The following is a 25494-nucleotide window of genomic DNA, read 5'->3' as shown; positions in this document are numbered from 1 at the left end:
ATGTTTGGAGCAGCGGCTCATGAGTCTTCTTGGCAATCTCATTTGGTTGATCTTTGGCGGCTTCCTCACGGGCATTGGCTATATGCTTGGCGGTGTGACGCTGTGCCTGACGATCATTGGCATCCCCTTTGGGATTAAAGCCATTCAACTGGGTTGGAGTACGCTCCTCCCCTTTGGCAAGCACATTGTTGAGGCGCCTGATGCCAATAGCACTCTAACGATGATCTTTAATATTCTGTGGCTTTTGGTCGTGGGCTGGGGCATTGCCCTGAATCACCTCTTTTGGGGGTTGCTCTTGGCGGTGACCATTATTGGCCTACCCTTTGCGCGGCAGCACTTCAAACTCATGATTTTAGGATTACTGCCCTTTGGCCGCGAGTTGAGGTGAGTGTGAATCGTTGGGGGCTAGGGTGCCCCCTCGATACTTAGTCTAAAGTCCTACTTGAGGATGCCAAAGTAGTAGGCGGCAACCAAGAAATTAATGGCTAACAGTAGCACAGCCCAGAAGGTGCGGAAAGCGTAGGTGGGTTTTGCAGATTTTGTTGCCATAGTTGACATCCTCGTGATAGAAAACAGTAACTTTATTATATGCCGATAGTCTCCTGTCCGCGGAGGGAGACGTGATATACTGCCAATCAAACCTAGTTACGAGCTAGACTGCCCAGGGTCTGGAAAGTTAAAAACAATCCAAAGCCCAAGGTCAGCCTAAAAGTTGCTAGAGTATATTTTTAAGGTTGCTGATTCGCGATAAGGGTTCTGCTTATGTCTAGTGCATTGTCCGTTACAGATGCCACCTTTGAACAAGAAGTATTAAATAGCGATATTCCTGTGTTAGTGGATTTCTGGGCACCTTGGTGTGGGCCGTGCCGCATGGTGGCACCCGTCGTTGATGAAATCGCCAATGAGTATCAGGGCAGAGTCAAGGTCGTCAAGGTCAATACTGACGAAAACTCTAAGGTGGCGACTGACTTTGGCATTCGCAGTATCCCGACGCTGATGATTTTTAAGGGTGGCCAAAAGGTGGATATTTTAGTAGGCGCGGTGCCAAAAACCAAAATTGAGGCGACTCTTGCCCAGTTCCTGTAGGTTGAATTAGGTTGAATTTACCCCTACAGCTATGGTTCCTGCTGAGCCAGCGATCCTCATTCATGTCAATGGCACTCCTCACACCTTGAGGCGATCGCTCTCGATTCCAGAACTCTGCAACCTACTGAATATTCACCCCCGCCTGGTTGCCATTGAATACAATGGTGAGATTTTACATCGGCAGTTTTGGGAAACGACCTATGTACAGGCGGGCGATCGCTTGGAAATTGTCACAATTGTCGGTGGCGGCTGATGCGCTGGTGGCGATGGCCTCTGATTGCGCTGCTGGTTTATCTGTGCACCCTTAGCCTTGGAAGCTGTGCTGGGCTGATTACGCCCCGTGGCAACCAATTGGTGACCGCCGTCACCTCAGACCCGAAAACCTTTAACTATGCCCTGAGCCAAGAATCCCCCAATGTCTTTGGCTATCTCTACACAGGGTTAATTCAAGAAAATGGCTTCACGGGTGAACTAGAGCCTGCCCTTGCTGAGTCTTGGGAAATTAAGCCGGAAACCCTCGAGATTGTCTTTCGACTCAGGCCGAATCTGAAATGGTCGGATGGTGTGCCCCTCACCAGTGAGGATGTGGTTTTTACCTACAATAAAATCTACTTCAATCCTGAGATTCCCACCAGTAGCCGCGATATTCTCCGCATTGGCCAGAAGGGGCTGCTGCCGGCAGTGACCGCCCAAGGCGATCGCCAAGTCACCTTTAAGCTCCCGGAACCCTTTGCTCCTTTTTTACGCAATGCTGGATTGCCGATTTTGCCCGCCCATCTGCTGCGGGAAGCGGTACGACAGCGGGATAGCCAAGGGCGGTTGAAGTTCCTGTCTATGTGGGGCACAGACACCGACCCGCGGCAAATTGTCGGCAATGGCCCTTTTGTCATGGATCGCTATGTGAATGGCCAGCGGTTGATTTTTCGCCGCAATCCCTTCTATTGGCGATCGCCGCTGCCCCATCTGGAACGCTTTATTTGGCAAATTGTGGAATCCACCGACACCGCCATGCTGCAGTTTCGCTCAGGCGGCCTGGATTTATTTGCCGTCACCCCTGAGATGTTTGCCCTTTTGAAACGCGAGGAAAAGCGCGGCCAGTTCACCATCTACAATAGTGGGCCAAGTCCCAACACCCTCTTCCTTTGCTTTAATCTCAATCGCGGTCGGCGCAACGGCAAGCCGCTGGTGGATCCCGTGAAGTCCGAGTGGTTTAATGATGTGCGGTTCCGTCAGGCAGTGGCCTATGCCCTCGATCGCCAGCGGATGATTAACAACATCTACCAAGGTCTAGGGGCGCCCCAACATTCAACGATTCCCGTCCAAAGTCCCTTTTACTTCTCGCCGGCACAGGGGCTGCCCACCTACAGTTACGATGTGGCCAAAGCCAAGGCATTACTCCAAGCGGCAGGCTTCCGCTACGACGATCAAGGTCGCCTCTTTGACGCCAAGGGGAACCGCGTCCGCTTTTCCCTGATAACTAATGCGGGCAACAAAATCCGTGAGGCAATAGCAACGCAAATTCAGCAGGACTTAGGGGCGATCGGCATGCAGGTGGATCTGCAATTTTTGGCCTTTGGTACCCTCGTAGATCGCCTCTCCAATTCCCTAGAGTGGGAAGCCCATATCCTCGGCTTTACCGGGGGGGGCAATGAACCCAATAGCGGGGCCAATATCTGGCGCGTGGATGGCCTTTTGCATACATTCAATCAGCAACCGTCACCGAATCAACCACCCATTACGGGGCGAGTCGTCGCTGACTGGGAGCGGCGCATCAGTGATCTGTATGTCCAAGGCGCCCAGGAGCTAAATCTAGAACGACGCAAGCAAATCTATGCTGAAGCCCAACGCCTGGCTCAGGAATATCTCCCCTTTATCTACCTGGTGAATCCCCTCTCCCTCACCGCTTTTCGCAATCATGTCATTGGCGCGAATCCCACCGCCCTGGGGGGTGCCCTGTGGAATCTCGATGAACTGAAAGTGGCAATGGCGGCAGCGGATTAGGCCCCTTCAGAGTCAGGTTCTCTAGGGCTTGCCTCGCTGTCTGTGGCTAACTGTACTTTGGCCTGTTGCCAGAGGACTTCTAGTTCTTCTAGGGTGTAAGTCTCCAGGGGGCGATCAATAGCCGCCTCAATGCACGCCAAGCGTTGAATAAAGCGTTGATAGGTTTGTTGCAGGGCATTAACAGGATCCAGTTGGCACCAGCGGGCGAGGTTAATCACACTAAAGAGGAGGTCTCCCAATTCCGCAGTCTGTTGCTCAGCATTCCCTTGCAAAAGCGCCTCCTGAAACTCCGCCAGTTCCTCGTAAAATTTCTCCCATGCACCGCTAATAGTCGGCCAGTCTAGGCCAGCGCGACTCGCTCGCTCACCAATTTTCATCCCTGCCATCAGGGGTGGGAGGGTACGGGCATAGTGTTGCAGCTTTTGACTCAGGGGGAGGGGATCTTCGCTACCTTTTTCAGCCGCTTTGATTTGCTCCCATTGGTCACGCACCTCTTGAGCAGTGGTGAGTGCTACTTCACCAAAGACATGGGGATGGCGACGGATCAGTTTCTCGGTAATTCCTTGAAGGACTTGAGCAAGGGTAAATTGGCCGGCTTCTTGGGCAAGTTGGCTCTGGAGAACAACTTGAAGCAACAGGTCTCCCAATTCTTCGGCGATCGCCGCCGCATTTCCCTCCTGCAGGGCATGTACCACTTCATAGGCTTCCTCAAGAACATAGGGAACGAGACTGGTTGGGGTTTGCTGCAAATCCCAAGGACAGCCTCGCTCTGGATGGCGCAGCTCTCGAACCACATCAATCAGGCGTTGAAATTGCGTCAAGGCCTCTGGCAAGGGGGGTGGCACATAGAGCTGTAAAGGACAGTTGGCATCGGTGAGCTCCGCCAATTCCCCAAGGGTCAGGGGGATACTCTGGTGTTGGGCATCAATCAGCGTTAAGGGCGTCTCCAAGGGCCAATGGCGGCGCAACTGCTGTGCCAAACGGTGGGCGATCGCCAGCGTCGGAATCTCCGTAATCAAGCCGCCCTGAGGCAATTGAATCGCTTCTGTCAAAACAGTTGTGGCAGGCAAGACAGTGAGGGGCATGGCCATAGGCGGAATGACTGGACGCTGCATGACTATTGCTTGCCTATCATCGCCAATTTTCTGGCCCCAGTGCTAGGGGTCTCCCCCGTCTTAACCACATGGCTAGCTGGACTGGATCGATCACCAAAGGCAGGATTGAAGGTTTTTTGCCCCATTTTGCTCTGGTCAGCGGTGGGAGTATGTCACACTAAATGTAACAAAACATTTCGTAGGTTGAACATGGCCGATTTTCTCTTGCGAGCAACTGCTGCGGCCGAAGGCATCCGTGCCGTCGGTGTCATTACCACTCAACTCACTGATGAAGCCCGCAAACGTCACCAACTGTCCTACGTGGCCACAGCGGCGCTGGGACGAACCATGGCCGCAGGCTTAATCCTTGCCTCCAGTTTCAAGCAGCCCCAAGCACGGGTGAACGTGCGCATTCAGGGCAACGGTCCCCTAGGAACCATTTTTGCCGATGCCGGTGCCGATGGCACAGTTCGCGGCTATGTGCAGTACCCTAGTGTTGAACTGCCCCCCAATGCCAAGGGCAAATTGGATGTGGGGGCGGCGGTGGGCCATCGGGGATATCTCTACGTCATCCACGATCTTGGCTACGGCTACCCCTATTCCAGCACAGTGGAGCTAGTCTCCGGCGAAATTGCTGAAGATATCACCTACTACCTCGCCACCTCAGAGCAAACCCCCTCCGCCCTGATATTGGGTGTTTTTGTCGAAGAGGCGGGGGTAACTGCCGCCGGTGGGTTGATGTTACAGGTGCTACCCAAAGCCGCCAATGATGAACACCTGATCGCGACCCTCGAACAACGGGTGGCCAATCTTAAGGGCTTTACCCCACTGCTACAGGCAGGGCGGACACTGCCAGAGATCTTTCAGGAACTCTTAGGGGATATGGATTTGCACATCTTGCCCCAACGGCAAATGGTGCGCTTTCACTGTGGCTGTTCCCACGAACGGATGTTAGGGGCACTCAAGCTCCTAGGGGAGGCAGAATTAAGAGATATCCTAGCCACAGAGGCAAAGGCAGAAGCCACCTGTCAGTTCTGTAACGCTGTCTATTGGGCGGATCAGCCGATGTTAGAGCAGTTAATTGCCGAGTTGGCCACTGCCTCAGTTTAGCCGTTGCCCTGAGGAGCTTGCCGGATGTCCAGTGTAGTTACAACTGCCCAACCTCCGTTGCATTTTCTCCCCCAGCGGTTTAGCTACCCCGTCTGGTGGACAGTGGCAAGACTCCTGCCCCTCTATATTCGGTATGGTCTTGGGCTCCAGCGGGTTGAAGGGGTAAATGTGGAGACCCTTGCCCGTTATTACCAGCAGTTTCAGCAGGGACAGGTACGGCTCCTCATTGCCTTTCGCCATCCCTGTACGGATGATCCGTTGGTCATGGGCTATTTGATGTGGCATCTCCTGCCGCAAACAGCACGGCGGCTGGGCATTCGCTTGCGTCCCCCCACAAATGGGTATTTTCTCTACGATCGCGGGATTCCCCTCTGGGCAGGGGCCCAGATTGGTTGGCTCTTTTCACGGTTGGGGGGGATTTCAATCATGCGCGGTAAGCTCGACAGCCAAGCCCTGCGATCGGCGCGGGAGTTACTTGTAGGGGGACGATTTCCCCTAGCGGCAGCGCCGGAGGGAGCAACGAATGAACACAACGAACTGGTCGCACCTTTAGAGCCGGGGGTGGCACAATTGGGATTTTGGTGTCTGGAAGATTTGGCTAAGGCGGGGCGATCGCTGCCTGTGGTCATTCTGCCCATCGGCATTCAGTACAGCCTCAGTCAGCCCTCTTGGGAGCGCATGGCAAAGCTAATGGCACAACTGGAGAACCGCCTTGGGTGCCCTACAGATTCTCAGCATACCCAGCCAGACGACCTCTACCGCCGCCTGCTGAATTTAGCAATGCACCTTTTGGACCGCCTAGAGGCCTTTTATGCTACCTCCTATGGTCAAGATTTTCCCGAACTGCCCCCCTTTGACTCCCCCAATGCTAAATTGGCAGCACGAATTCAGCGACTCCTCAACAGTGCCCTTGTGGTGGCGGAGTCCTACTTTGGTCTTAAGCCCAGTGCAGATTTTGTCAGTCGCTGCCGACGCATTGAGCAGGCTGCTTGGGAACGGATGTTTCGCAGTGATTTGGCACAACTTTCTAGTGTAGAGCGCTGCTTAGCCGATTGGTTGGCCGAGGAAGCCAATGTGCGATTGCGTCATATGCGTCTTGCGGAGCGATTTACCTCAATTACGGGTAGCTATATCCGCGAGAAATTCACGATTAATCGCTTTGCAGATGTAGTGCTGATTCTCTGGCGCACGTTGGATTGGCTAGAGGGAAAAAGCCCGAATCTGAATCGCTTGGTGGGTTTGCGGCAGGTGCGCCTGAGTGTCGGAGAGCCTCTCGATTTAGAGAGCTATTGGCCTCTGTATCGGCGCGATCGCCAGGGGGCACGGCAAGCCGTGAAGGAAGTGACTGATCAGATTCGCCAGCAATTTGAAGCCTTAATTGTGCCTACGGAAGCTTAGGGGGATTCAAGTTTGAGGTCTCAGCAAAACACAGGAGCGATCGCCCCTGTTGGAGCTTTGGAGCTGCTGCAGTCTTCTAAAGAGATCACTGGTCAGTTGTTAGGCAGCACTTTTTGGGCAGCTGGCATCGTCATTGCCAGTACTCAAGGGAGCACCAATGATACCTTGACCTCACTTCCCCACTGCGGGTAGGGCTGAGCATCATCGAGTAAAATTGGCAGAATCTGGATTGCTTGTTCACAGTGCTGGGCCGCTTGAAGGGCCAAGCGAGCCAACCCCGGCTTGAGGGTCTAGCAATCCCAAAAGATATTCCCCTCAGGGAACACCGCCCAGGCTTGCCTCTACCGCAGAAGTTCCACACCCCTACGCAACGCACTCAGCGAAGGCGCTTGGGCATTGACGGGAAAACCGCCACACTGACCAATCACCCTGCCCTGCAGTCCCAACATCTCATCGTGGGAGACCATGGAGTAGAGGTCGCGCCCACTCACCCGCCGCCCAGTAACATAGGGAATAATCAGCGCATCCCAGCGGGAACGATGGTTGGGGATCAAGATCACTGGACCACTTTTGGGCACCTGCTCCTGCCCTTGCACCCGAAGGGTACGAATATAGCGCCGCAGGCCAAAATCCCCCACCAGACGGTCCATCAGAGGAGTGAGGAGAGCAGACTTGACAGAATCTTGCATCTGGCCTGAAGCGTGACCCGGCTGTAACACACAAAGACTAACCTAGGGCGATCGCCCCCCTCTTGCCAGGGAGGGCTAAGCAGTTCGCAAATTGGCAAGTCAATTGGCAAACCAAGGGGGGTTATCAGTTGTTGGCAATACTGAGAATCCAAGTGCCAACGTAGCGCATCAAGGGAATATCACCGGGGGAACCAATGCGGGCATTGAAATAGTACATGCCGCCATTGTTGGGGTTGCGGACATTGTTGAGGATCACCTGTACGGGGGTTCCGGCCGGAATTACTTCCGCAGGCACAATGTCAATGACGCGATTATCGGGATCAACGGACACTTCAGCAAGTGGGATTTTCTGACCCAGGTCACGGCGAAACTGGAAGAAGCTGTTGCCGCGATTACCCCCGATGCGCACTTCAATGCCTTTAGGATCAATGATGCCGGTGTAATAGTCAGGATAGGTGATATTAATGCGGTTGATGGCCACTTTTTGCTGACCCAGACGCAGCCAATAGCGATCGCCCATAAAACCGGGGGTGCCGTTATCTAAGTGGTATTGCAACTGCTGTCGGCCACTGGGCCCGTCACCCCAGGTAAACGTAAAGCCCTGATTGGCTTGGGCACGCACAAGGGCAGGGGTCACAGGACCCAGACTACACCCCAACAGAATCAGAACCGGTAGGAAACGCTTCACCATAGACAACCCTATTACACGACACCACAGATACCTGACTTTCAGACGGGGAGGATTCGCTTCACGTTCCCCTACGGATCAGTCTGCTTAGTATCCTAACGGCAAAGAATCACCATGGCCAAGAAAAACTCAGCTTTATTGAGAGACTTTCCCTTAGTTGCTGGTTTGCTGCACCAATTGAGCAAAGAATCCGCCACGACTAGTGACACTGGAGGGAGCATCCTTATCAGCCATTTGCACGGCCACAATTTCTGAGGTGAGCACCGTTAACTTTTTGCCCACTTGGCGATCGCACGTCAGTTCGAGGACAGTTGGGGTACCACTGGCCATGGCCTGCTGAATTTGCTGATAGGCCGCCGTCGCTGCTGCACTTTCCTTGCGTTCAATACTGACGGGCATGGGGACATGACGCAGAACTAAATCAATTGTGTACATTATGTTCCTTCCTCCTCAGACTAAGGGGGTAATATTCAATGTAAAACGCTGTGGCCAGAAAATTATCGCTGACTCAACGTGCTTGTCCACTGCTGGTGCAGCGATCGCAATAGGGGCACATCCACATAGGTTGTCCAACCCACCTCACCACGCAGAACCTGAAAGGGATAGTCCGGTTCCCCTAGGCAATCCAAGACAAGTGCTGCATCACGAAAATCATGATCCTTGGTGTAGTCGGTAATCGTGATAATGGTCGCTAGGCGACTGGCGGTGGCGGCCTGAATTCCATTGGCCGAATCCTCAAAGGCAAGGCACTCTTGGGGTGAGAGACGCATCTTTTCAAGTGTGTAGAAGTAAATGTCGGGCGCAGGTTTCTTGGCTGGAACCACATCCCCAGCAGCGATTATCTCAAACCACCTGACGCCATCAGGAGCGAGCGTATTTTCAAGGAGTGCAGTAACATTGGCAGGGGTGGTCGTGGTGGCGATCGCCAAACGTAATCCTGCTTCACGGGCTTCAGTGAGGAGCCGTTTCACCCCCGGCCGCAGGGGAATAGCCCCTTCCGCCAATAGCTCGGTATAATAGCGGGTCTTGGCCTTGTGTAAATCGGCAATCAGAGCATCCAAATTTTGGGGACGTGGCCAATCGGAACGAAAGCACTCAAGGTAATACCTTATCCGCTCCTTGCCCCCAGCCACCGCCAGGAGTTGACCATAGAGGGAAACATCCCATTCCCAATCTAGACCAGCGGCGGCAAAGGCCTTGTTGAAGGCTACACGATGGCCATCCCGCTCCGTATCTGCTAAGGTGCCATCAACATCAAAGATCAGGGCTTTAAGGTGTGCCATAGCAAGCGGTATTGCTCCCTGCTGGGGAAACCTAAACATTAGGAAAACATTAATTGAATGACTGTAATTTTACTAGCCGTACTCCCATTGCCTGACGATTGGCTATTGGTTCACGAAATTGCCATGTTTCCTCAGGGCCAAGACCATAAACCCGTACCGCCACGGTCCCAACTTGCTGACCGCGTTGATCAAAGAGTTCAAAGTCCCCCTGAACTAGGCGAAAATAGTCTTTACTGTAGTTTTTAAGAACCCCGACAATAAACGGTGTACCACCCTCAATGTGCCACTTAAAGTCCGTCATCACTACCCCTTTTTGACCAAGGGAACCCTCGATCAACTGCTGCAGCCGTTGCTGTTGCTGCCACTGACCAAGGTGATAGCTAAAGATCACCAGTAAACTAACAAAGCCAGCAGCGATCGCCACCACCCACGGGGCAGAGGAAGCATACACAGGGGCAGCTAGGGCTGGGTTGAGAGGGCGCAGATCAATAACCTCTTCCCAATCGGGTTTAGGCGAACCCTGTATGCGGCCAATAATTTTAATGCGGTCAATATCATCGAGGTGAAACTGTCCCAAGCGAGACTTGAGAAGATCCGCTAGGGCAGAATAATGGGCAACGGTGCCGGGGGGTTTGTTCAAAATAATGTTTAATTGGTTGCGAAACTGATTGACTTGCACAACAAGGGCGTGTTCTGAAAGCACCTCTTGAAGTGCTTCGCGAATTTCCTCAACTTGTAGTAGCCCCATGCCCGCAACCCCTACTTTGTGGCAACAGAATGACTGCTGGGAAACTTTTGCCTACCAATGGTCAAGCTACCCTTCTATGTGCCAGTGTACACAATGTGCCAGTGATACAGCTCTGTCAATTTACAGTGTTTTGCGGGAGCGGTGCGCAGGCCGACAGCGATCGCAATGGCCACAGTGGAATCCCCTTGCCTCAGTGGCAAAACCAAAGGCTTGGAGGAGAAACTGCCAGCGGCAGCCCCGCTGATAGAGGAACTCTTGCATCAACTGTTCTTGAGGGTCTTTGGGCGGGGGTGGCACCTGTGCCAAGGGTTGACGGCAATAGTGAAAGGGGTCTTGCCAGCGGAGTGCCCCCTGTTGATGCAGTAATGCCAGGGTCAATTCCACCTCAGGAAAGTGTTGCCGCAGTTGCTGAAGATTGCCCCGCAGGGGCAGCTGCGCCTGCAGTGCCATGGCGCGATTGTAAGTGTCTTGACTTTGGCGCTGAAAAAAATACCAACGCTGTTGATCTTCGCGATCCAAACCCCAGCGATCGCTCACCAAAACCAGTGCCTGTGCCGGCTGACCATCCCGCCCAGCCCGTCCCACCTCTTGGAGATATTCACTGAGTTGCAGGGGCGGCTGGTAGTGACAAATCCAACGCACATTGGGTTTATTGACTCCCATACCAAAGGCATTGGTACAGACCACAAAAGGCAGTTTGTCCTGCAACCAATCGCTCTCAATTTGGCGTCGCTGTACTGCCGGTAGTCCGCCATGGTAAGCGCTGCTGCGGTGTCCCTGCTCCTGAAGCCAAGTGGCAAGGGTTTCACAATCGTGGCGGGTGCGGGCATAGATCAATCCGCAGGTTCTCCCCTGCTGCTTGAGAAATTGCTGGAGACAATGGCGGCGATACCCCCGACTCCACACAGAACGTACGGCCAAATAGAGATTGGCCCGATAGGGGCTGTGAATGATCTGTACAGGCTGTTCTAGACCTAAAACCTCAATCAGGGTGCGTTGGGCATGGGGATCGGCAGTGGCGGTAAAGGCAGCGATCGCCAGGGGTGGCTGCTGAGGTTTACATTGGCGAAGGGCAGGGCGCACCGTTCCCAAGCGACGATAAGCGGGTCGAAAGCGATCGCCCCACTGCACAAGGCAATGGGCTTCATCCACAATCAAGCCATTGAGTTCCACTTCTGCTGAACAGAGGCGCTGCCAAAGAGGGCTAGAAAATAAGGACTCCGGCGAAAGATACAGCAAACGGTAGTCCCTTAGGTGCGAGAGAATCTGGCGGCGTTGGCTGCTGGGCAGTTCACTGTGATAGGCTGCGGCCGCAAGACCCCGTTGCCGCAATTCAGTGATCTGATTTTCCATGAGGGCAAGCAGCGGCGAAACCACCAGCGTCAATCCCCGTTGAAGCACTGCTGGCAACTGAAAACAGAGACTTTTGCCCGCTCCTGTGGGCAGCACAACTAGGGCGTCCCGTCGTTGCAAGAGTGCTATCATCACCTCTGCTTGGGGCGATCGCAACTCAGAATAGCCCCAGTATTGCTGTAGGGCAGCCTGTATCGGCTTCAAATCGGCCTCTGGCATTCCACTGGCCTAAACCCTGAGATCATTCAGCGCTGCAAAAAGCGGCACAGTCTTCTGGCGGCAGCAAGAGCAGTCAATTTAGAATCAATCTAGAATAATTTTAAGCAAAAATCCTAGGATACCTAACACCCTTTAGACCTATCACTGTTGCCGAAGTGTAAAACGCTTATGGAGATGAACCTATGGGCATGAAATTTGTGCCGCTGGTATGCGTGGCAATGTTGGCAGCGGTGGTCGCTCCGGCAACTGCCCAAAGCCGCCGCCAACCCATTAATCCGCAACAATTCCCGGTTACTCAGCCCACCTTGCCCCAAGCCTTTGAACGCATTGATGACAGCCAAAGGTACTGGCAGGATGAATCCATCGCTGGCGATGCCGCTTTTACATTTGGTGCTCCTAGCTATCGCGATAACGACATCATCAAGCGGGCAGAGCGAATCAACTATGTTTCTAAGGATGGGTGGTATCAGCAAAGCAATCAACCTCCTGTCCGCACCCGTGATCTCGATAGCCCCTTCTGTACCTCGATGTACGGTACGCCCTTTCCCTGTAATTTGATGGTGGAGTCGCCGCTGCCACCCTCGCAGCCGCCCTTCTTTGCCCCCCCACCCCGCCCAAGAGCTATGCCAGCTCCGCCAGTACGCGCCCTGTATTGACAGTTTCTGGAAAGCGTTAACGATTGGGGGGCCCTGCCCCCTTTTTGGGCTTGTAAGGGGCGATCGCCAAGGAAAAACTGTAGCATCTCCTATGGAGTTCCGTTAAAATAGATTGCAGTGATTAAAAAAGCATTAATAAATATTTTCTCTTTCTTAAAAGTGTTCCCACTGAACCGTTAGCTAGCTTTTATTTGTCTGATTACTAGCAATCGCAGAACTTATCGTATATTTCTTTTTATCCTGTTGCCCGTTGAAGGGCTGGCTCCTCCCCTCTTGAATCCTGTTAAGCTCTCTCCCAAGAGAATCTATAAAACCCATCCCCTATTCAAGCTTCTATCAATTGTTCTCCTATTACACATACCTCACTGATCCATAGGTCCTCCCTAATTATGCTTCCCCTTCAAGAACGCCTCTCAATTTTTATCGATGGAAATAATATGTTCTATGCCCAGCAGAAAAACGGCTGGTTTTTCGATCCCCGTCGTGTTCTCGAATTCTTCACCCGTGATCCCAACATTGTATTGGTGAATGCCTTTTGGTATACCGGCCTCAAGGATATGCAAGATCAGCGTTCGTTTCGCGATGCGCTCATTAACCTTGGCTATACCGTGCGCACAAAGCTGTTGAAAGAATACTACGACGAAGCCCTTGGCAAGTACTACCAAAAAGCCAATTTAGACATTGAAATTGTGATTGATATGTTCAACACCGTTGGTCAGTACGATCGCGTAGTTCTCTTTAGCGGGGATGGTGATTTTGAGCGAGCGATCGAATTGCTGCGTTCCAAAAACACCCATATCACAGTTGTTTCCACCGAAGGGATGATTGCGCGGGAACTGCGCAACGCCACTGATCGCTACATTGATCTCAATGAAATTCGCCCGTTTATTGAAAAAATTGACCCGCAAAATTCACAAAATTCAAATTAAAAAGCGCACCCAGCATTGCCAGATGCGCAAATCCTAGCGTATTTTCTTAGGTGCCTAGAACAGGCCAAGGGTGAGGGACTTATCCAAGGGGAAAGCAGCACCAATACCCAGCCACAGCGTCACCAGTGTGCCAAAGAGGAAGACCGTCATCGCCACAGGACGACGGAAAGGATTTTGGAACTTGTTGACACTTTCAATAAAAGGAATCAGCATCAAGCCCAAGGGAATGGAGGCATTGATGAGCACACCTAACAGCTTGTTGGGTACCACCCGGAAAATCTGGAAGGTGGGATAGAGGTACCACTCCGGCAAAATTTCCAAGGGGGTGGCAAAGGGATCCGCCGGTTCACCCACCATAGCAGGATCCATCACCGCCAGACCGATCACCAGAGCGATCGTGCCCATAATCACCACAGGGAAGATATAGAGCAGGTCATTGGGCCAAGCAGGTTCGCCATAGTAGTTGTGGCCCATGCCTTTTTTCAGTTTTGCCCGCAGAGCCGGATTCGTTAAATCAGGCTTTTTCAAAACTTTTGCCATAAATCAATCGTTCTCCTAGAGGGTCAGCAAGGGGGAGATTACTTGGAGCATAACAAGGGGAACCGCCGAAAATAGCAGGCTCTGTTACATTTCTTGATGCTTGGCTTACAGGGGACCCGAAATGCCCTGCTTACGAATCATCAGGAAGTGCATCAGCATAAAGACGGCGATCGACCAAGGGAGCACAAAGGTGTGCAAACTATAGAAGCGAGTGAGGGTCGCTTGACCGACACTTTCACCCCCACGCATCAGTTCCACCAGTTGGTCACCCACCACGGGAATCGCTGCAGGGATACCGGAAACGATTTTGACCGCCCAATAGCCCACTTGGTCCCAAGGCAGGGAGTAGCCCGTGACACCAAAGCTGACGGTAATCACCGCCAAGACCACACCCGTCACCCAAGTGAGTTCGCGGGGTTTCTTGAAGCCGCCGGTAAGATAGACCCGAAAGACGTGCAAAATCATCATCAAGACCATCATGCTGGCGGACCACTTGTGAATGGAGCGGATCAACCAGCCAAAATTGACCTCATTCATGATGTACTGCACAGAAGCAAAGGCTTCAGCCACCGTAGGTTTGTAGTAAAACGTCATGGCAAAGCCTGTGGCAAATTGGATGAGAAAACAGGTGAGGGTAATGCCACCAAGACAGTAAAAAATGTTTACGTGGGGCGGCACATACTTGCTGGTGATATCGTCAGCGATCGCCTGAATTTCGAGGCGTTCCTCAAACCAGTCGTAAACTTTGTTCATAACAGTGATTAGTCCTGCGAAACCGCTGCTTTACTTTGAAAAATGTAACATAAGCCCTCTCAGACTTTCCACATTCAGTTACAGCCCTTTTCCCAGGGGTAGAACACCCTGAAAACTGTGAAAACCTAGAGATTGGCCTCCCCTTGATGTATCCCCCTTCATAGAAAAGGGATGCCCAGGCGCTTTCAGGTTGATTGGTGCCACCTACCGTCCGATAATAAAGTCTCAACAGCTTCAGGACGCCTTGGAGCTGTATCCTCTACTACCTGCAGCATAACGACCGCTTGGGAGGCTTTGAGATGAATCTGTTGAAGAAACTGTTTGGTGCTATCTTTGGCCTATTTGGGGCGATCGCTAAGCTCTTTGGCTTGGGCAAAAAGAGCGAATTTTACATTGAATTAGATGACAACAGGGCTGCCCCTGCTGCACCGCCAACCCCTACGAAAGCGACAGAACCTGCCCCGACCTCTGAACCTGCTGCTGCACCTCAACCCGCTCAAGCCGTTGCCGCAGCACCCACCCCCGTTGCTCCAGCTCCAGCAGAACCCACACCGACCCCTGTTCCTTACACCCGTTTTACCCGTCGTCGTCCGGGAGCCAATATGGCTGCATTCTTGAACATGGCGCGGCAAGTTCGTCCCTCGACCTAGGAAAACTCATTCACAGAGCATTCGATGCAAAGGGGCTGTTTGATGTCGGAATGCCCCTTTTTTGTCCAAGGCATCGTCTCCGCGCATTGCAATATCTCCCTAGTTGCAGTAGGATTCTGGCAAATTGTGAGAATCACAGCTATGGGTCAACAGCCGTCAAGCGGATGGGCAGCCGCCAAAATTGTTGCAGGGTTACTCCTCCTCTTTACCGTTGGTGCCTGCGAGGCGGATACTACTACCACCGCTCCAACAGCAGAAGGGCTACGCATTGGTTCATTATTGCCCTCAACCGGTGACTTAGCCTCCGTGGGAACCCCCATTGCTGAGGTGGTACCCCTGCTGGTGGAAACGGTAAATGCCTGTGGTGGTGCTAATGGCCAGCCCGTCACGCTCATTGCTGCCGATGATCAATCTAATCCCGCCTCTGGGGCAGAAGCGATGACGAAGTTGGTCGAGATTGACCGAGTTGCAGGGGTGGTTGGCTCCTTTGGCAGCAGTGTCTCGAACGCCGCAGCCGATATTGCCACCCGCGGTCAGGTGATGTTGATTTCTCCGGGCAGTACTAGTACACTGCTCACAGAACGGGCCAAGAAAGGGGACTTTAACGGCTATTGGGCACGCACTGCTCCCCCTGATAACTACCAAGCCCAAGCCCTCGCTCAACTGGCCAAACAGCAAGGCTATCAAAGGGTTTCTACAGTTGTCATCAACAACGACTATGGCCGCAGCTTTGAGCAGGAATTTACCCGTGCCTTCAAAGCCCTAGGGGGCACAGTGATCAATGAAGACCGCCCAACCCGTTATGATGAGCGGGCAACCACCTTCACAACAGAGGCCGCTGCTGCCTTTGGCGGCAAACCTGATGCGGTGGTGGCGATCCTGTATCCGGAAACTGGCAGCTTGCTCCTAAAATCTGCTTTTGAGCAAGGCCTGACTCAAAATGTGGCTATTCTCCTCACTGATGGTGTGAAGTCTGAAAGTTTTCCAGACCAAGTGGGACGCACCCCCGATGGCAAATATATTATTGCCGGCGCCAAGGGCACCGTTCCGGGTGCCGATGGTAAAGCTCTGGCTAAACTCCAAAAACTCTGGAAAACAAAAAAGGTGGTGATCTCCCTGCCTTTGGCGCTCAGGCTTGGGATGCCGCTGCGCTTCTTGTATTGGCTGCACAGGCCTCCGGACAAAATACCGGTGAAGGAATTCGCAACAAATTGCGCGATGTGGCCAATCCACCGGGGGAAGAAGTGGATGATGTGTGTGCCGGGCTAGCTTTACTGCGGGAAGGCAAAGAAATTAACTATCAAGGCGCCAGTGGCAATGTGGATATTGATGAAAATGGGGATGTTGTGGGAGTTTATGACATTTGGGAGGTCACCGATGACGGTAAATTAAAGGTAATTGGTCAAGTCAATCCCCAAAAACCCTAGGCATGGCAAGCACGTTTTCCTTTGATATTGTGAGTGATTTTGACTGGCAGGAGCTGGTCAATGCGGTGGATCAGACTGAGCGAGAGATCAAGGCCCGCTATGACCTTAAGGATACCCAGACTACCCTTGAACTGACAAAAGAGGGACTGACGATTCACACCGATAGTGAGTTTACCCTCAATTCAGTGCAAACGATTCTGCAGCAGAAGGCAGCGAAGCGGCAGTTGTCTCTGAAAATTTTTGACTATGGGCCTGTGGAGCCAGCGGGGGGCCAACGGGTCAAACAGTTGATTAAGTTGCGGCGTGGTATCCATTCAGAGCTAGCCAAGGAAATTAGCAAGCTCATCCGCAATGAATTTAAGAAAGTGCAGGCCTCCATCCAAGGGGATGTGGTGCGGGTCAGTGCCAAGTCAAAGGATGACCTACAAGCGGTGATCCAACGCCTGAAAACGGAAGATTATCCTGTGCCATTACAATTTACAAATTACCGCTAGTGGTTGAAGGGGCATGTTGGGGTCTGTATCGCTGGGAACTTTGGGGTTAATTGTTGGTGCACTGCTGACAGGGGTGGGGGTGGTGGCCTATGCTGCGGGGAATGCCACCTTGAATCTGGCTGGCTTTTTCTATGGTGTGCCCCTACTGTTGGGAGGATTGGCCTTAAAGGCGGCAGAACTCAAGCCGGTGCCCTATCGTGAAGCCCCAACCCCGGAGGCGATCGCGGGCCGTAGCCAAGCAACACCTACCCAAACCCAAATCCGTAGGGATGTCACTCGCTATCGTTATGGTCAAGAAGCCCACCTCGATAGCACATTGGCTAGTTTAGGCCTGAGTCCTTCGAATGCGGAGCGTCCTGTCTTGGTAGCGATCGCCGAGACGCTAACCGATGGTGCCTATACATTAATCTTGGAATTTGACTCCCCGGCGGTCCCCTTTGAGGTGTGGCAATCGAAGCAAGCCAAGATGCAGACCTTCTTTGGCCCCAATATTCGGGTAACCATTACCAATGAGGGCAATGACCGTGTGGCAGTGGCCCTGATTCGCCAGTAAGGCCGTGGTCAATCCTGTTCCAGTTGACTAAGATTACTGGTAAATAGTTTTGCCCTGAATTCAGATGTTACGATAGCATCATCATTGCGGCACCCTAATCTAAAGAGCAAGACTTTTTACAAGAAGTCTCCCGCTGAAGCGCATTTTTGGAAACGGCGATTACGGCTATGGGTAAAATCATTGGCATCGACCTGGGAACCACAAATAGTTGTGTGGCAGTCTTAGAAGGGGGGAATCCCGTCGTGATCCCCAGTGCAGAGGGTGGGCGCACCACCCCCAGTATTGTTGCCTTTGGCAAGTCGGGCGAACGGCTGGTGGGTCAACTGGCTAAGCGGCAAGCCGTCACCAATGCCGAAAACACCATTTTTAGTATCAAGCGGTTTATTGGTCGTCGCTGGGAGGAAACCGCCGAGGAACGTGCCCGTGTCCCTTATACCTGTGTGCCGGGCCGCGATGGCATGGTGGATGTGCAGATTCGCGATCGCACCTATACCCCCCAAGAAATTTCCGCCATGATTCTGCAAAAGCTGAAGCAGGACGCGGAAGCCTATCTAGGGGAAGCCGTGACCCAGGCCGTAATTACTGTGCCAGCCTACTTTAGTGATGCGCAGCGCCAAGCGACTAAAGATGCGGGGGCGATCGCCGGCCTTGAGGTGCTGCGAATTATCAACGAACCCACCGCCGCCTCCTTGGCCTACGGCATTGACAAGCAGGATCAAGATCAAACCATTCTGGTTTTTGACTTGGGCGGTGGCACCTTTGATGTCTCGATTCTACAACTGGGGGATGGGGTCTTTGAGGTGCGCTCCACAGCTGGCAACAATCACCTCGGGGGCGACAACTTTGACGAATGTATTCTTGATTGGCTCTTGGCCTGCTTCAAGGAGCAGGAGGGAATCGATCTCTCCAAAGACAAAATGGCACTGCAACGCCTCCGCGAAGCTGCCGAAAAAGCAAAAGTGGAGCTATCGGGCACCCTGAGCACTTCCATTAACCTGCCCTTCATTACTGCTGATGAAACGGGGCCTAAGCACCTTGAAATGGAACTTACCCGCAGTAAATTTGAGGAACTCTGCGCCCACTTGGTGCAGGCAACCCTTGAACCCATGGAGCAGGCGATCGCCGATGCCGGCCTTACAGTTAAAGACATTGACCGCGTATTACTCGTCGGTGGTTCTACCCGTATTCCCGCTATTCAGGAGTTGGTGAAGCAATTCTGTGGCAAAAATCCCGATCGCTCTGTTAATCCCGATGAAGCAGTTGCCATAGGTGCAGCCATTCAAGGGGGGATTCTTGGCAAAGAAACGACCGTTAAAGATCTTCTGCTGCTGGATGTCACGCCCCTCTCTTTGGGGCTGGAAACCCTAGGCGGTGTCTTTACAAAAATTATCGAACGTAACACTACCCTCCCCACAAGCAAAACTCAAACCTTTTCCACCGCTAGCGATGGCCAAACTGTAGTTGAAATTGCCGTCTACCAAGGGGAGCGCCCCATTGCTAAGGACAATAAACAACTGGCCTGCTTTGAACTCACGGGGATTGCCCCCGCCCCTCGGGGAGTGCCGCAAATTGATGTTACGTTTGATATTGATGCCAACGGTATCCTGAGTGTGTCGGCCGTTGATCGCGCCACGGGTCGCCAGCAAAGTGTGCGCATCACCAATCGCGGTGGCCTCAGCAGCATGGAAATCGAGCGCATGCGCCAAGAAGCACAAATTTATGCCCAAGCAGACCAACTCAAGAAAGAGATTGCCGAACTGCGCAACCAAGCTGATGCCCTGCTCTACAGCTATGAATCAACAATCAAAAACCATGGCATTACCCTGACCCCAGATCTGCGGGCACGCATTGAGCCAGTGGTTCAGAGTATGCAGGCCGCAATGGTGGATGACAACATTACCCCCGATGAAATTCGCAAGCGCATGGAAGCCCTGCAGCAGGCCTTGGTGACCTTGGGGAGCGTGGTATATCAACAGACAGCAGGCGGTTCAATGATGACCTCAATCCCAACAATGGGGGGAGCTACGATGAGTTCCCAAGCGACTCAAGTTTTAGATAGCGAGGCCACAATAATCAGCGATAATGAAGAAACAGTTGTTTCAGATTATGAAGCGGTTGATTAATTTAGGTAACGGTGGCTATGGCTCGTGATTTCTATGAGATCTTAGGTGTCTCACGGTCTGCGGATGCTGAAGAATTAAAACGAGCCTATCGGCGCTTGGCTCGCAAGTATCACCCCGATGTCAACAAAGAACCGGGCGCTGAAGAAAAATTCAAGGAAATCAACCGCGCCTACGAGGTGCTCTCGGATCCCCAAGCGCGAGCCAACTACGATCGCTTTGGCGAAGCCGGCGTGAGTGGTGTCGGAGCTGCTGGCTTTAGTGACTTTGGTATTGGCGATATGGGTGGCTTCGCCGATATTTTTGAAACCTTCTTTGGGGGGTTTGCCACTGGCAGTCGGCGGCAGCAAGGACCCACTCGAGGTGATGATCTACGCTATGACCTGAAACTGGAATTTCGCGAAGCCGTTTTTGGGGGTGAAAAGGAAATTCGCATTAACCATTTGGAAACCTGTAAAACCTGTCAAGGCACAGGGGCAAAGCCCGGCACACGACCAGTTACCTGTAGTACCTGTGGTGGGATTGGTCAAGTGCGGCGATCGGCACGAACCCCCTTTGGCAGTTTTACCCAGCTAACCACCTGTCCAACCTGTGGCGGTTCCGGTGTGGTGATTGAAGATCGCTGTGAGTCCTGTGGCGGCCAAGGCCATATCCAAGTCAGCAAAAAGCTAAAAATTACCATTCCCGCTGGGGTGGACAACGGCACACGGTTGCGGGTCTCAGGTGAAGGGGATGCCGGTTTGCGGGGAGGGCCCCCCGGCGATCTTTACGTCTACCTTTTTGTTCAACCTGATCCTGAGTTTCAGCGCGAAGGTAACAACATCCTGTCGCGGATTAAAATTAGCTACCTGCAAGCGATTCTGGGCTGTCGGATTCCCGTCAGCACCGTGGATGGGGAGGCAGAACTGAAAATTCCCGCAGGTACCCAACCCGGCACGGTGTTAGTCCTAGAAGGTCGCGGTGTTCCCCGGGTGGGCAATCCCGTGGCGCGGGGCGATCACCTAATTACCGTTGATGTCGAAATTCCCACCCATATCACCCATGAGGAGCGAGAACTGCTGGAGAAGTTGGCGAAAATTCGCGGCGAGCGCCTGGGCAAAGGCGGCTTAGAGGGCTTCCTCGGCAGTCTATTTGGTGGTTAGGCAGTATTGCCTAAAATAGAAAAAAATTTGGGGGCGCTGGCCATGCTGACTGAGGTTTTGACAGCCTTGGATCAAGGAAATTTCCAGCAAGCAGAAAAATTGCTGGCCACTTTGCCGCCGGGGGATGCGCGTCTACTTCTATGCCGAGGCCAACTCTATCTCAAGACAAACCGGCTAGAGGAGGCTGAGTCAGACTTTTGCCAATTACTGCGGCTAAACTGTGGCCCCAAGCTGATGCAAATGGCACGGCGCGGCCTCGAAAAAATTGAGCAAATTCGCCAACAGCAGCGGCAGCAGGCCATTTTAGAAACCCATGCTGTGGTGGGGGTAGAGCAGCAGGGTGTTCTGATTCTCGAAGGGGTGGCTGCCCCGGAGCAGCGGGTAATTCTTGCCCGCCTTTTGGCCACCATGTTTAAGATTGATGCCTATACGGCGCGTCTTTTGATCCCGTCGCGGGGCTGGCGTTTGATCCGCACGGGCAACTTTGCGGAACTCACCGTTTATTGCCAAGAACTAAAGCAGCAGGGGTTTACCCTCTTTTGTGTCCCCTTTGAGGCGCTGACAGCCACCCCCGTCTTGCAGGTGCGTTATTTTGCGGCCTTAGAGCCACAGCCGCGTGTGGTGTGTACCACTTCCCTATCATCCGCGCCAGTGGAGTTTACGTTTACTTGGTCACAGGTGAGCCAGCGAGTGGAGGGGTTGCTGCCGATTTTTGAGCAGGTGTTCGATCGCGATCGCCAAGGGAAAGTCACGCGCAAAGAACAAATTCAGGATCATGCCCAGTGCTGTGATCTCCACCTGTTGCAGCAAAATCAAATCCTGCGCTTTTATCGCGGCGGTTACCAGTTTCACCAAGGGATTCCCCTGAGTCACGGGGCCGAGGTGATCCAGCGTGAGTTGGATTTGGATCAAAATACCTCATGGGCAAAGTGGCGGCAGTTATCGAGTCTTTGGCAGCAGCACTGTGGCGATCGCCCCGTCTGGCAAGACTTCACCAGCTTTGCAGAAACCGCCTTGGACTTTACAGAACTCCTGAGTAAAATTCCCCCCCACCTTAACCTCTTTCGCCGTGAGGACAGTCCTTGGGATGCCGCCTTCATGCTCTACAGCAGTCTAGCCTTTCACCGTGCCCGCAGTGGCAGCAACCGCTAAGCTAGAAACAGAAGTCTGCTCGTGCGAGTATTTGTGCTGCACCGACTCCAACAAGCAATTAAAAACGATCTCATTGCCGGTCTGCTGGTGGTGATCCCGCTAGCAACGACGATTTGGCTATCGATTTCTGTTTCCAGTTGGGTCCTGGATCTCCTCACCCGTATTCCCAAGCGAGTGAACCCTTTCAAAACCTGGCACCCCCTGCTGGTGGATTTGCTCAATGTAGCCGTGGGGATTGTTGTGCCCTTAACAGGCATCTTGCTCATTGGCTTGATGGCGCGCAATATCTTTGGCCAGTGGCTGTTGAACACCGGTGAGAGCATTCTCCAGCGCATTCCCTTGGCGGGCACAACCTATAAAGTGCTGCAACAACTCCTAGAGACGATTCTGCGGGACTCGCGCGATCGCTTTCGCCGTGTGGTGCTCGTAGAATACCCACGTCCGGGCTTGTGGGCCGTGGCCTTTGTCACTGGCACAGTTAATGGTTCATTGCAAACGGTCTTTTCCGAGCCAATGTTGAGTCTATTTATCCCCTCCTCCCCTAACCCCACCACCGGTTGGTATGTGATTGCCAGTGAGCGGGAGGTGCGAGATTTGGATATTTCGATCGAGGACGCCTTTAAGCTAATTATTTCTGGAGGGATTGTTACACCGGGAACGGTTCCAACTTCGACGTTGCCCCCCACCACTGCTCTAGTACCCTAAGAACTTGTTTTGAGGATTAACCCATGATTACTGCTCGTCGTGTTGCTCGTGAATTGGCTTTGCTGAGTGGGGCTCAAGTGTTACGCCAACCAAAACTGCTGGATGAAAGCGACTGCCGCAGTTTGATCTTGATGGCCGTACGTACGCTGGCGAGTGATGTGCGCGATACCCTCGAACAGGCGGGCACCGAACTGAGTGAAAGTCAACGACTGCTCCGCCACAGTGAACTCCTGTTGCCCCACCTCGAAAAGGCACAGATGGTGCTTCAGGATGCCCTTCAGCGGGCGGAAAAGGGCTTGAACAAAATAGGCACTGCTTTGGATTTACCTGAGATCCTCTACTTTGCCCATCAGGAGGAAGTTCAGGCCTACGCGATCGCCATCCTCCGCTGTTTACAGCGATACCAAACAGAGATTGAAGAACTGGTAAATCGCTCAATGGTGGATTGGCAATTGGAGCGGCTGACGCAGCTAGATCGTGCCATTATTGAAATTGCTGTCGTCGAAATGCGTTACCTTGAAGTCGCTAAGCAGGTGGCAATTAACGAGGCCATCGAACTGGCCAAACGCTATAGCGATGAGGGCAGCCACCGCTTTATCAATGGCGTGCTGCGGCGGATTAGCGAAGCCCTTAACACGGCTCAGGCAGCCACCGGTAACTGAAAGGACTGCCACAATTGCTGCCGCCCCAACTCCACGTCCTCAGGCCGGCATTGCCAGTGGGGATGGGCACTCATCACTAAACTTTCGAGGGTTTCGCGATCAAAAAGATGCCAAACGGGGGCACCGTCAACAGGGTGAGCGATCGCCAGCAGATTTTCAGCGACACAGTGAATTTCTAAGCAGGTGGCCGCCCGCTGAATTTGCAACTGCTGCCCCGGTTGGAGCGATCGCACCGCCGCCATGATCTCCCGCAGCTCAGAGATGCTCTGGACGCAGACTCCTGGAATGGCCACCCGCCGCTGGGGATCTCCATTGACTTGCAGCCAATAATGACGGCTGGGATCAATTCCCAAAAGCCAAGGATCAACATCATCTAAGCGATAACGGGGCGCCAAGGAGAGTCCGTGCATCATCTATCTATTTCCTCAATCACAGCATCTATATCTGGCGATCGCTAGGGATCACGCCTCCCTTATGTAGTGTGATAAGTCTTCTTTATTTAATCAATCAAAGTTAATAATGCTTAATTTTCTGCTAATACTTGTTAACAAAACCCCGTCTTACCCTCAGGGAGATCACAGTTTTGTTACGGCAGTTACAGTGACTCCAGGGAAAATTGGTTAAAATAAGGTTAAAAATAGGTTAACGCCTGCGGGCAAAGGATAGATGAGCAATGGATAAATACGAAAAATACGAATTTTTATATCCCCACAGCCGTTACCGCGGTGAGTTTACACCTGAAAACTTTTTATTTGATGCCAACTTGCAGGAATTTGCGACCCGCGTGAGCTACATTGCCAGCCTCGAAAACAGCGGCAAACTCTCCCCTCAGGAAGCCTATAAGCAAATTAAAAATCTCTGGAAAGAATTAAAAGCCAGCAAAAAATGTTTGCTAGATACCCCACCCGCTAGCTAAGCTTGCAGGCGATGGAGCGTCTCTCGAATCAGTTCTGCCGGTACCCGATCGCAAATTTCCCCATGGCCAATGGCGGTGGGGAGAATAAACCGTACATTTTGCGCCTGCACCTTCTTGTCGTGCTGTAGGAGTGCCAGTAGTCCCTCCACATCAAAGTGGGCGGGGATCGTTGTTGGCAGCTTTGCTTTGAGAATCAGTGCCCGTTGGGCAGCGGCGGCTTCTGCGGACCAATACCCCAACGCCACAGCCAGTTCCCCAGCGGCAATCATACCAATGGCCACCGCCTCGCCGTGGTTCAAAAGACGATAGTTGCCCATACTTTCAAGGGCATGGCCAATCGTATGCCCATAATTCAAAATGGCACGCAGCCCCGCTTCCCGCTCATCCTTGCTAACCACATCCACCTTCGCTTGGCAGGAACGCTGCAGGACTTGGAGCAACTGCTCAGAGGGCAGAGCACCCATGCGATCCAAGCGCGGCAACTGACTCAGCAAATGAAATAGCTCAGCATCCCAAATGACGCCGTACTTAATCACCTCTGCCATACCCGCACGAAATTCTCGCGGGGGCAGGGTTGCCAAAACATCGGGATCAATGACCACAAGACGGGGTTGATGAAAGGCACCAATGAGATTTTTGCCTTGGGGATGGTTTACCCCTGTTTTGCCGCCAATGGCCGCATCCACCATCGCCAACAGACTGGTGGGAATCTGAACCACAGCAATTCCCCGCAGCCATGTCGCTGCCGCAAAACCAGTCATGTCGCCAATGACGCCACCGCCAAGGGCAAAGAGGGTGGAACCCCGCTCTAAACGCTGACTCAGGGCAGCATCATAAATCTTTTCAACAGTTCTGAGGGTTTTGTAGCGTTCCCCCGCCGGTAGGATACAGGGGGTAACCTGCCAGCCCCCTTGCGTTAATGCCTCTTGCACATCCGTGCCGTAGTGCCGCCAAATTTGTGGATTAGAAACGATGAGGGCAGGTGCTTTCGGGGTCAAGGGCGTATATGCGGCCAAAAGGGCAGGCAACTGCCGCCGGGTGTTGGCACCAATGGCAATCCAGTAGGAGTGCTCACCAAGGGGAACGGGAATCAGTCTTGTCATTGTAGGATTTGCGGGGGACATCG

General features: G+C 52.8%; 30 protein-coding genes and 1 pseudogene. 19 read left to right on the top strand and 12 right to left on the bottom strand.

What is annotated here, in order from left to right; all coding sequences use genetic code 11:
* The first annotated feature begins 19 nt into the window (after window positions 1-19).
* Entirely contained in the window at window positions 20-388 is a 369-nt protein-coding gene (locus NK55_RS10775; RefSeq protein WP_024125730.1) for a YccF domain-containing protein, read from the top strand.
* A 50-nt stretch (window positions 389-438) separates the two neighbouring features.
* On the opposite strand, the gene psaX is transcribed toward NK55_RS10775, so the two are convergent.
* Window positions 439-549, bottom strand: coding sequence for a photosystem I protein PsaX (psaX, locus tag NK55_RS10770; protein ID WP_081711791.1), 111 nt, complete (start codon window positions 547-549; stop codon window positions 439-441).
* A 213-nt stretch (window positions 550-762) separates the two neighbouring features.
* Here psaX and trxA point away from each other — a divergent pair, with 213 nt between their 5' ends.
* Genes trxA through NK55_RS10755 form a run of 3 tightly spaced genes read left to right on the top strand, consistent with a single transcriptional unit; the run spans window position 763 to window position 3087 of the window.
* A complete protein-coding gene (gene trxA, locus NK55_RS10765; RefSeq protein WP_024125729.1) occupies window positions 763-1086 on the top strand; it encodes a thioredoxin in 324 nt (107 codons plus the stop codon).
* Window positions 1087-1117: 31 nt separating this feature from the next.
* Window positions 1118-1339, top strand: coding sequence for a sulfur carrier protein ThiS (gene thiS / locus NK55_RS10760; RefSeq protein ID WP_024125728.1), 222 nt, complete (start codon window positions 1118-1120; stop codon window positions 1337-1339).
* Window positions 1339-3087: an ABC transporter substrate-binding protein gene (locus tag NK55_RS10755; RefSeq protein ID WP_024125727.1), complete on the top strand. Its 1749-nt coding sequence runs from the start codon at window positions 1339-1341 to the stop codon at window positions 3085-3087. The genes thiS and NK55_RS10755 overlap by 1 nt, the downstream gene beginning before the upstream one ends.
* Here the strand turns inward: NK55_RS10755 and mazG are convergent.
* Window positions 3084-4202 carry a nucleoside triphosphate pyrophosphohydrolase gene (gene mazG / locus NK55_RS10750; protein ID WP_024125726.1) on the bottom strand — a complete coding sequence of 373 codons (1119 nt, stop codon included), beginning with the start codon at window positions 4200-4202 and terminating at the stop codon, window positions 3084-3086. The two genes, NK55_RS10755 and mazG, sit on opposite strands and share 4 nt — an antisense overlap.
* Window positions 4203-4391: 189 nt before the next feature.
* Here mazG and hslO point away from each other — a divergent pair, with 189 nt between their 5' ends.
* The 3 genes from hslO to NK55_RS13875 are packed head-to-tail and all read left to right on the top strand — an operon-like array spanning window position 4392 to window position 6881.
* Entirely contained in the window at window positions 4392-5291 is a 900-nt protein-coding gene (gene hslO, locus NK55_RS10745) for an Hsp33 family molecular chaperone HslO (protein WP_024125725.1), read from the top strand.
* A gap of 24 nt (window positions 5292-5315) precedes the next feature.
* A complete protein-coding gene (locus tag NK55_RS10740; RefSeq protein WP_024125724.1) occupies window positions 5316-6689 on the top strand; it encodes a 1-acyl-sn-glycerol-3-phosphate acyltransferase in 1374 nt (457 codons plus the stop codon).
* A 12-nt stretch (window positions 6690-6701) separates the two neighbouring features.
* Window positions 6702-6881 (top strand): hypothetical protein, encoded by a 180-nt coding sequence (locus tag NK55_RS13875; RefSeq protein WP_225871754.1) that lies wholly within the window; start codon window positions 6702-6704, stop codon window positions 6879-6881.
* A gap of 149 nt (window positions 6882-7030) precedes the next feature.
* Here the strand turns inward: NK55_RS13875 and NK55_RS13600 are convergent, their stop codons facing one another.
* From NK55_RS13600 to NK55_RS10710, 6 genes are all read right to left on the bottom strand, one after another.
* Complete coding sequence (locus NK55_RS13600) at window positions 7031-7378, bottom strand: 1-acyl-sn-glycerol-3-phosphate acyltransferase (RefSeq protein ID WP_051372848.1); 348 nt, start codon at window positions 7376-7378, stop codon at window positions 7031-7033.
* Between the two features lie 124 nt (window positions 7379-7502).
* Window positions 7503-8069 carry a DUF2808 domain-containing protein gene (locus NK55_RS10730; RefSeq protein ID WP_024125723.1) on the bottom strand — a complete coding sequence of 189 codons (567 nt, stop codon included), beginning with the start codon at window positions 8067-8069 and terminating at the stop codon, window positions 7503-7505.
* 150 nt (window positions 8070-8219) lie between these two features.
* Window positions 8220-8501 (bottom strand): hypothetical protein, encoded by a 282-nt coding sequence (locus NK55_RS10725; protein ID WP_024125722.1) that lies wholly within the window; start codon window positions 8499-8501, stop codon window positions 8220-8222.
* Window positions 8502-8563: 62 nt separating this feature from the next.
* Window positions 8564-9349, bottom strand: coding sequence for an HAD family hydrolase (locus NK55_RS10720; protein WP_041429271.1), 786 nt, complete (start codon window positions 9347-9349; stop codon window positions 8564-8566).
* Between the two features lie 49 nt (window positions 9350-9398).
* Entirely contained in the window at window positions 9399-10097 is a 699-nt protein-coding gene (locus NK55_RS13595) for an FxLYD domain-containing protein (protein WP_024125720.1), read from the bottom strand.
* Window positions 10098-10217: 120 nt separating this feature from the next.
* Window positions 10218-11669: an ATP-dependent DNA helicase RecQ gene (locus NK55_RS10710; RefSeq protein ID WP_024125719.1), complete on the bottom strand. Its 1452-nt coding sequence runs from the start codon at window positions 11667-11669 to the stop codon at window positions 10218-10220.
* Between the two features lie 182 nt (window positions 11670-11851).
* On the opposite strand from NK55_RS10710, the gene NK55_RS10705 reads away from it, so the two are divergent.
* Both NK55_RS10705 and NK55_RS10700 read left to right on the top strand, forming a co-directional pair.
* Window positions 11852-12325 carry a hypothetical protein gene (locus NK55_RS10705; protein ID WP_024125718.1) on the top strand — a complete coding sequence of 158 codons (474 nt, stop codon included), beginning with the start codon at window positions 11852-11854 and terminating at the stop codon, window positions 12323-12325.
* A 389-nt stretch (window positions 12326-12714) separates the two neighbouring features.
* On the top strand, window positions 12715-13254 hold the full coding sequence (locus NK55_RS10700; RefSeq protein ID WP_041429269.1) for an NYN domain-containing protein: 540 nt from the start codon (window positions 12715-12717) through the stop codon (window positions 13252-13254).
* A 54-nt stretch (window positions 13255-13308) separates the two neighbouring features.
* On the opposite strand, the gene petD is transcribed toward NK55_RS10700, so the two are convergent.
* Entirely contained in the window at window positions 13309-13794 is a 486-nt protein-coding gene (gene petD / locus NK55_RS10695) for a cytochrome b6-f complex subunit IV (RefSeq protein ID WP_024125716.1), read from the bottom strand.
* 105 nt (window positions 13795-13899) lie between these two features.
* Window positions 13900-14547, bottom strand: coding sequence for a cytochrome b6 (gene petB / locus NK55_RS10690; RefSeq protein WP_011056639.1), 648 nt, complete (start codon window positions 14545-14547; stop codon window positions 13900-13902).
* Between the two features lie 299 nt (window positions 14548-14846).
* Between petB and NK55_RS10685 the strand changes: the two genes are divergently transcribed.
* The 9 genes and pseudogenes from NK55_RS10685 to nusB all read left to right on the top strand — a co-directional run bounded on the left by NK55_RS10685 (window position 14847) and on the right by nusB (window position 23452).
* Window positions 14847-15197, top strand: a complete 351-nt coding sequence (locus NK55_RS10685; RefSeq protein WP_024125715.1) for a hypothetical protein — start codon at window positions 14847-14849, stop codon at window positions 15195-15197.
* Window positions 15198-15338: 141 nt separating this feature from the next.
* A pseudogene (locus NK55_RS10680) lies at window positions 15339-16624 on the top strand (ABC transporter substrate-binding protein).
* Window positions 16625-16626: 2 nt separating this feature from the next.
* A complete protein-coding gene (locus tag NK55_RS10675; protein ID WP_024125714.1) occupies window positions 16627-17118 on the top strand; it encodes a YajQ family cyclic di-GMP-binding protein in 492 nt (163 codons plus the stop codon).
* A gap of 13 nt (window positions 17119-17131) precedes the next feature.
* On the top strand, window positions 17132-17671 hold the full coding sequence (locus tag NK55_RS10670) for a DUF2854 domain-containing protein (protein WP_024125713.1): 540 nt from the start codon (window positions 17132-17134) through the stop codon (window positions 17669-17671).
* A 167-nt stretch (window positions 17672-17838) separates the two neighbouring features.
* On the top strand, window positions 17839-19794 hold the full coding sequence (dnaK, locus tag NK55_RS10665) for a molecular chaperone DnaK (protein ID WP_041429267.1): 1956 nt from the start codon (window positions 17839-17841) through the stop codon (window positions 19792-19794).
* A 17-nt stretch (window positions 19795-19811) separates the two neighbouring features.
* The gene (dnaJ, locus tag NK55_RS10660) at window positions 19812-20933 is read left to right on the top strand and encodes a molecular chaperone DnaJ (RefSeq protein WP_024125711.1); all 1122 of its coding nucleotides are present in this window, start codon (window positions 19812-19814) and stop codon (window positions 20931-20933) included.
* A gap of 42 nt (window positions 20934-20975) precedes the next feature.
* Window positions 20976-22085: a tetratricopeptide repeat protein gene (locus NK55_RS10655; protein WP_024125710.1), complete on the top strand. Its 1110-nt coding sequence runs from the start codon at window positions 20976-20978 to the stop codon at window positions 22083-22085.
* Between the two features lie 33 nt (window positions 22086-22118).
* The gene (locus NK55_RS10650) at window positions 22119-22790 is read left to right on the top strand and encodes a DUF502 domain-containing protein (protein ID WP_041429265.1); all 672 of its coding nucleotides are present in this window, start codon (window positions 22119-22121) and stop codon (window positions 22788-22790) included.
* A 23-nt stretch (window positions 22791-22813) separates the two neighbouring features.
* Complete coding sequence (nusB, locus tag NK55_RS10645) at window positions 22814-23452, top strand: transcription antitermination factor NusB (RefSeq protein WP_024125708.1); 639 nt, start codon at window positions 22814-22816, stop codon at window positions 23450-23452.
* Here nusB and NK55_RS10640 read toward each other — a convergent pair.
* On the bottom strand, window positions 23431-23865 hold the full coding sequence (locus NK55_RS10640; RefSeq protein WP_024125707.1) for a hypothetical protein: 435 nt from the start codon (window positions 23863-23865) through the stop codon (window positions 23431-23433). The genes nusB and NK55_RS10640 overlap by 22 nt on opposite strands.
* A gap of 260 nt (window positions 23866-24125) precedes the next feature.
* Between NK55_RS10640 and NK55_RS10635 the strand changes: the two genes are divergently transcribed.
* Window positions 24126-24368 carry a hypothetical protein gene (locus NK55_RS10635; protein WP_024125706.1) on the top strand — a complete coding sequence of 81 codons (243 nt, stop codon included), beginning with the start codon at window positions 24126-24128 and terminating at the stop codon, window positions 24366-24368.
* Here the strand turns inward: NK55_RS10635 and aroB are convergent.
* The gene (gene aroB, locus NK55_RS10630) at window positions 24365-25471 is read right to left on the bottom strand and encodes a 3-dehydroquinate synthase (RefSeq protein ID WP_024125705.1); all 1107 of its coding nucleotides are present in this window, start codon (window positions 25469-25471) and stop codon (window positions 24365-24367) included. The genes NK55_RS10635 and aroB overlap by 4 nt on opposite strands.
* Window positions 25472-25494: the final 23 nt, after the last annotated feature.

The organism is Thermosynechococcus sp. NK55a, assembly GCF_000505665.1.
Lineage (GTDB): Bacteria > Cyanobacteriota > Cyanobacteriia > Thermosynechococcales > Thermosynechococcaceae > Thermosynechococcus.
The sequence above is the reverse complement of the archived record's forward strand: the minus strand, read 5'-3'. Positions and strand labels throughout refer to the sequence as shown.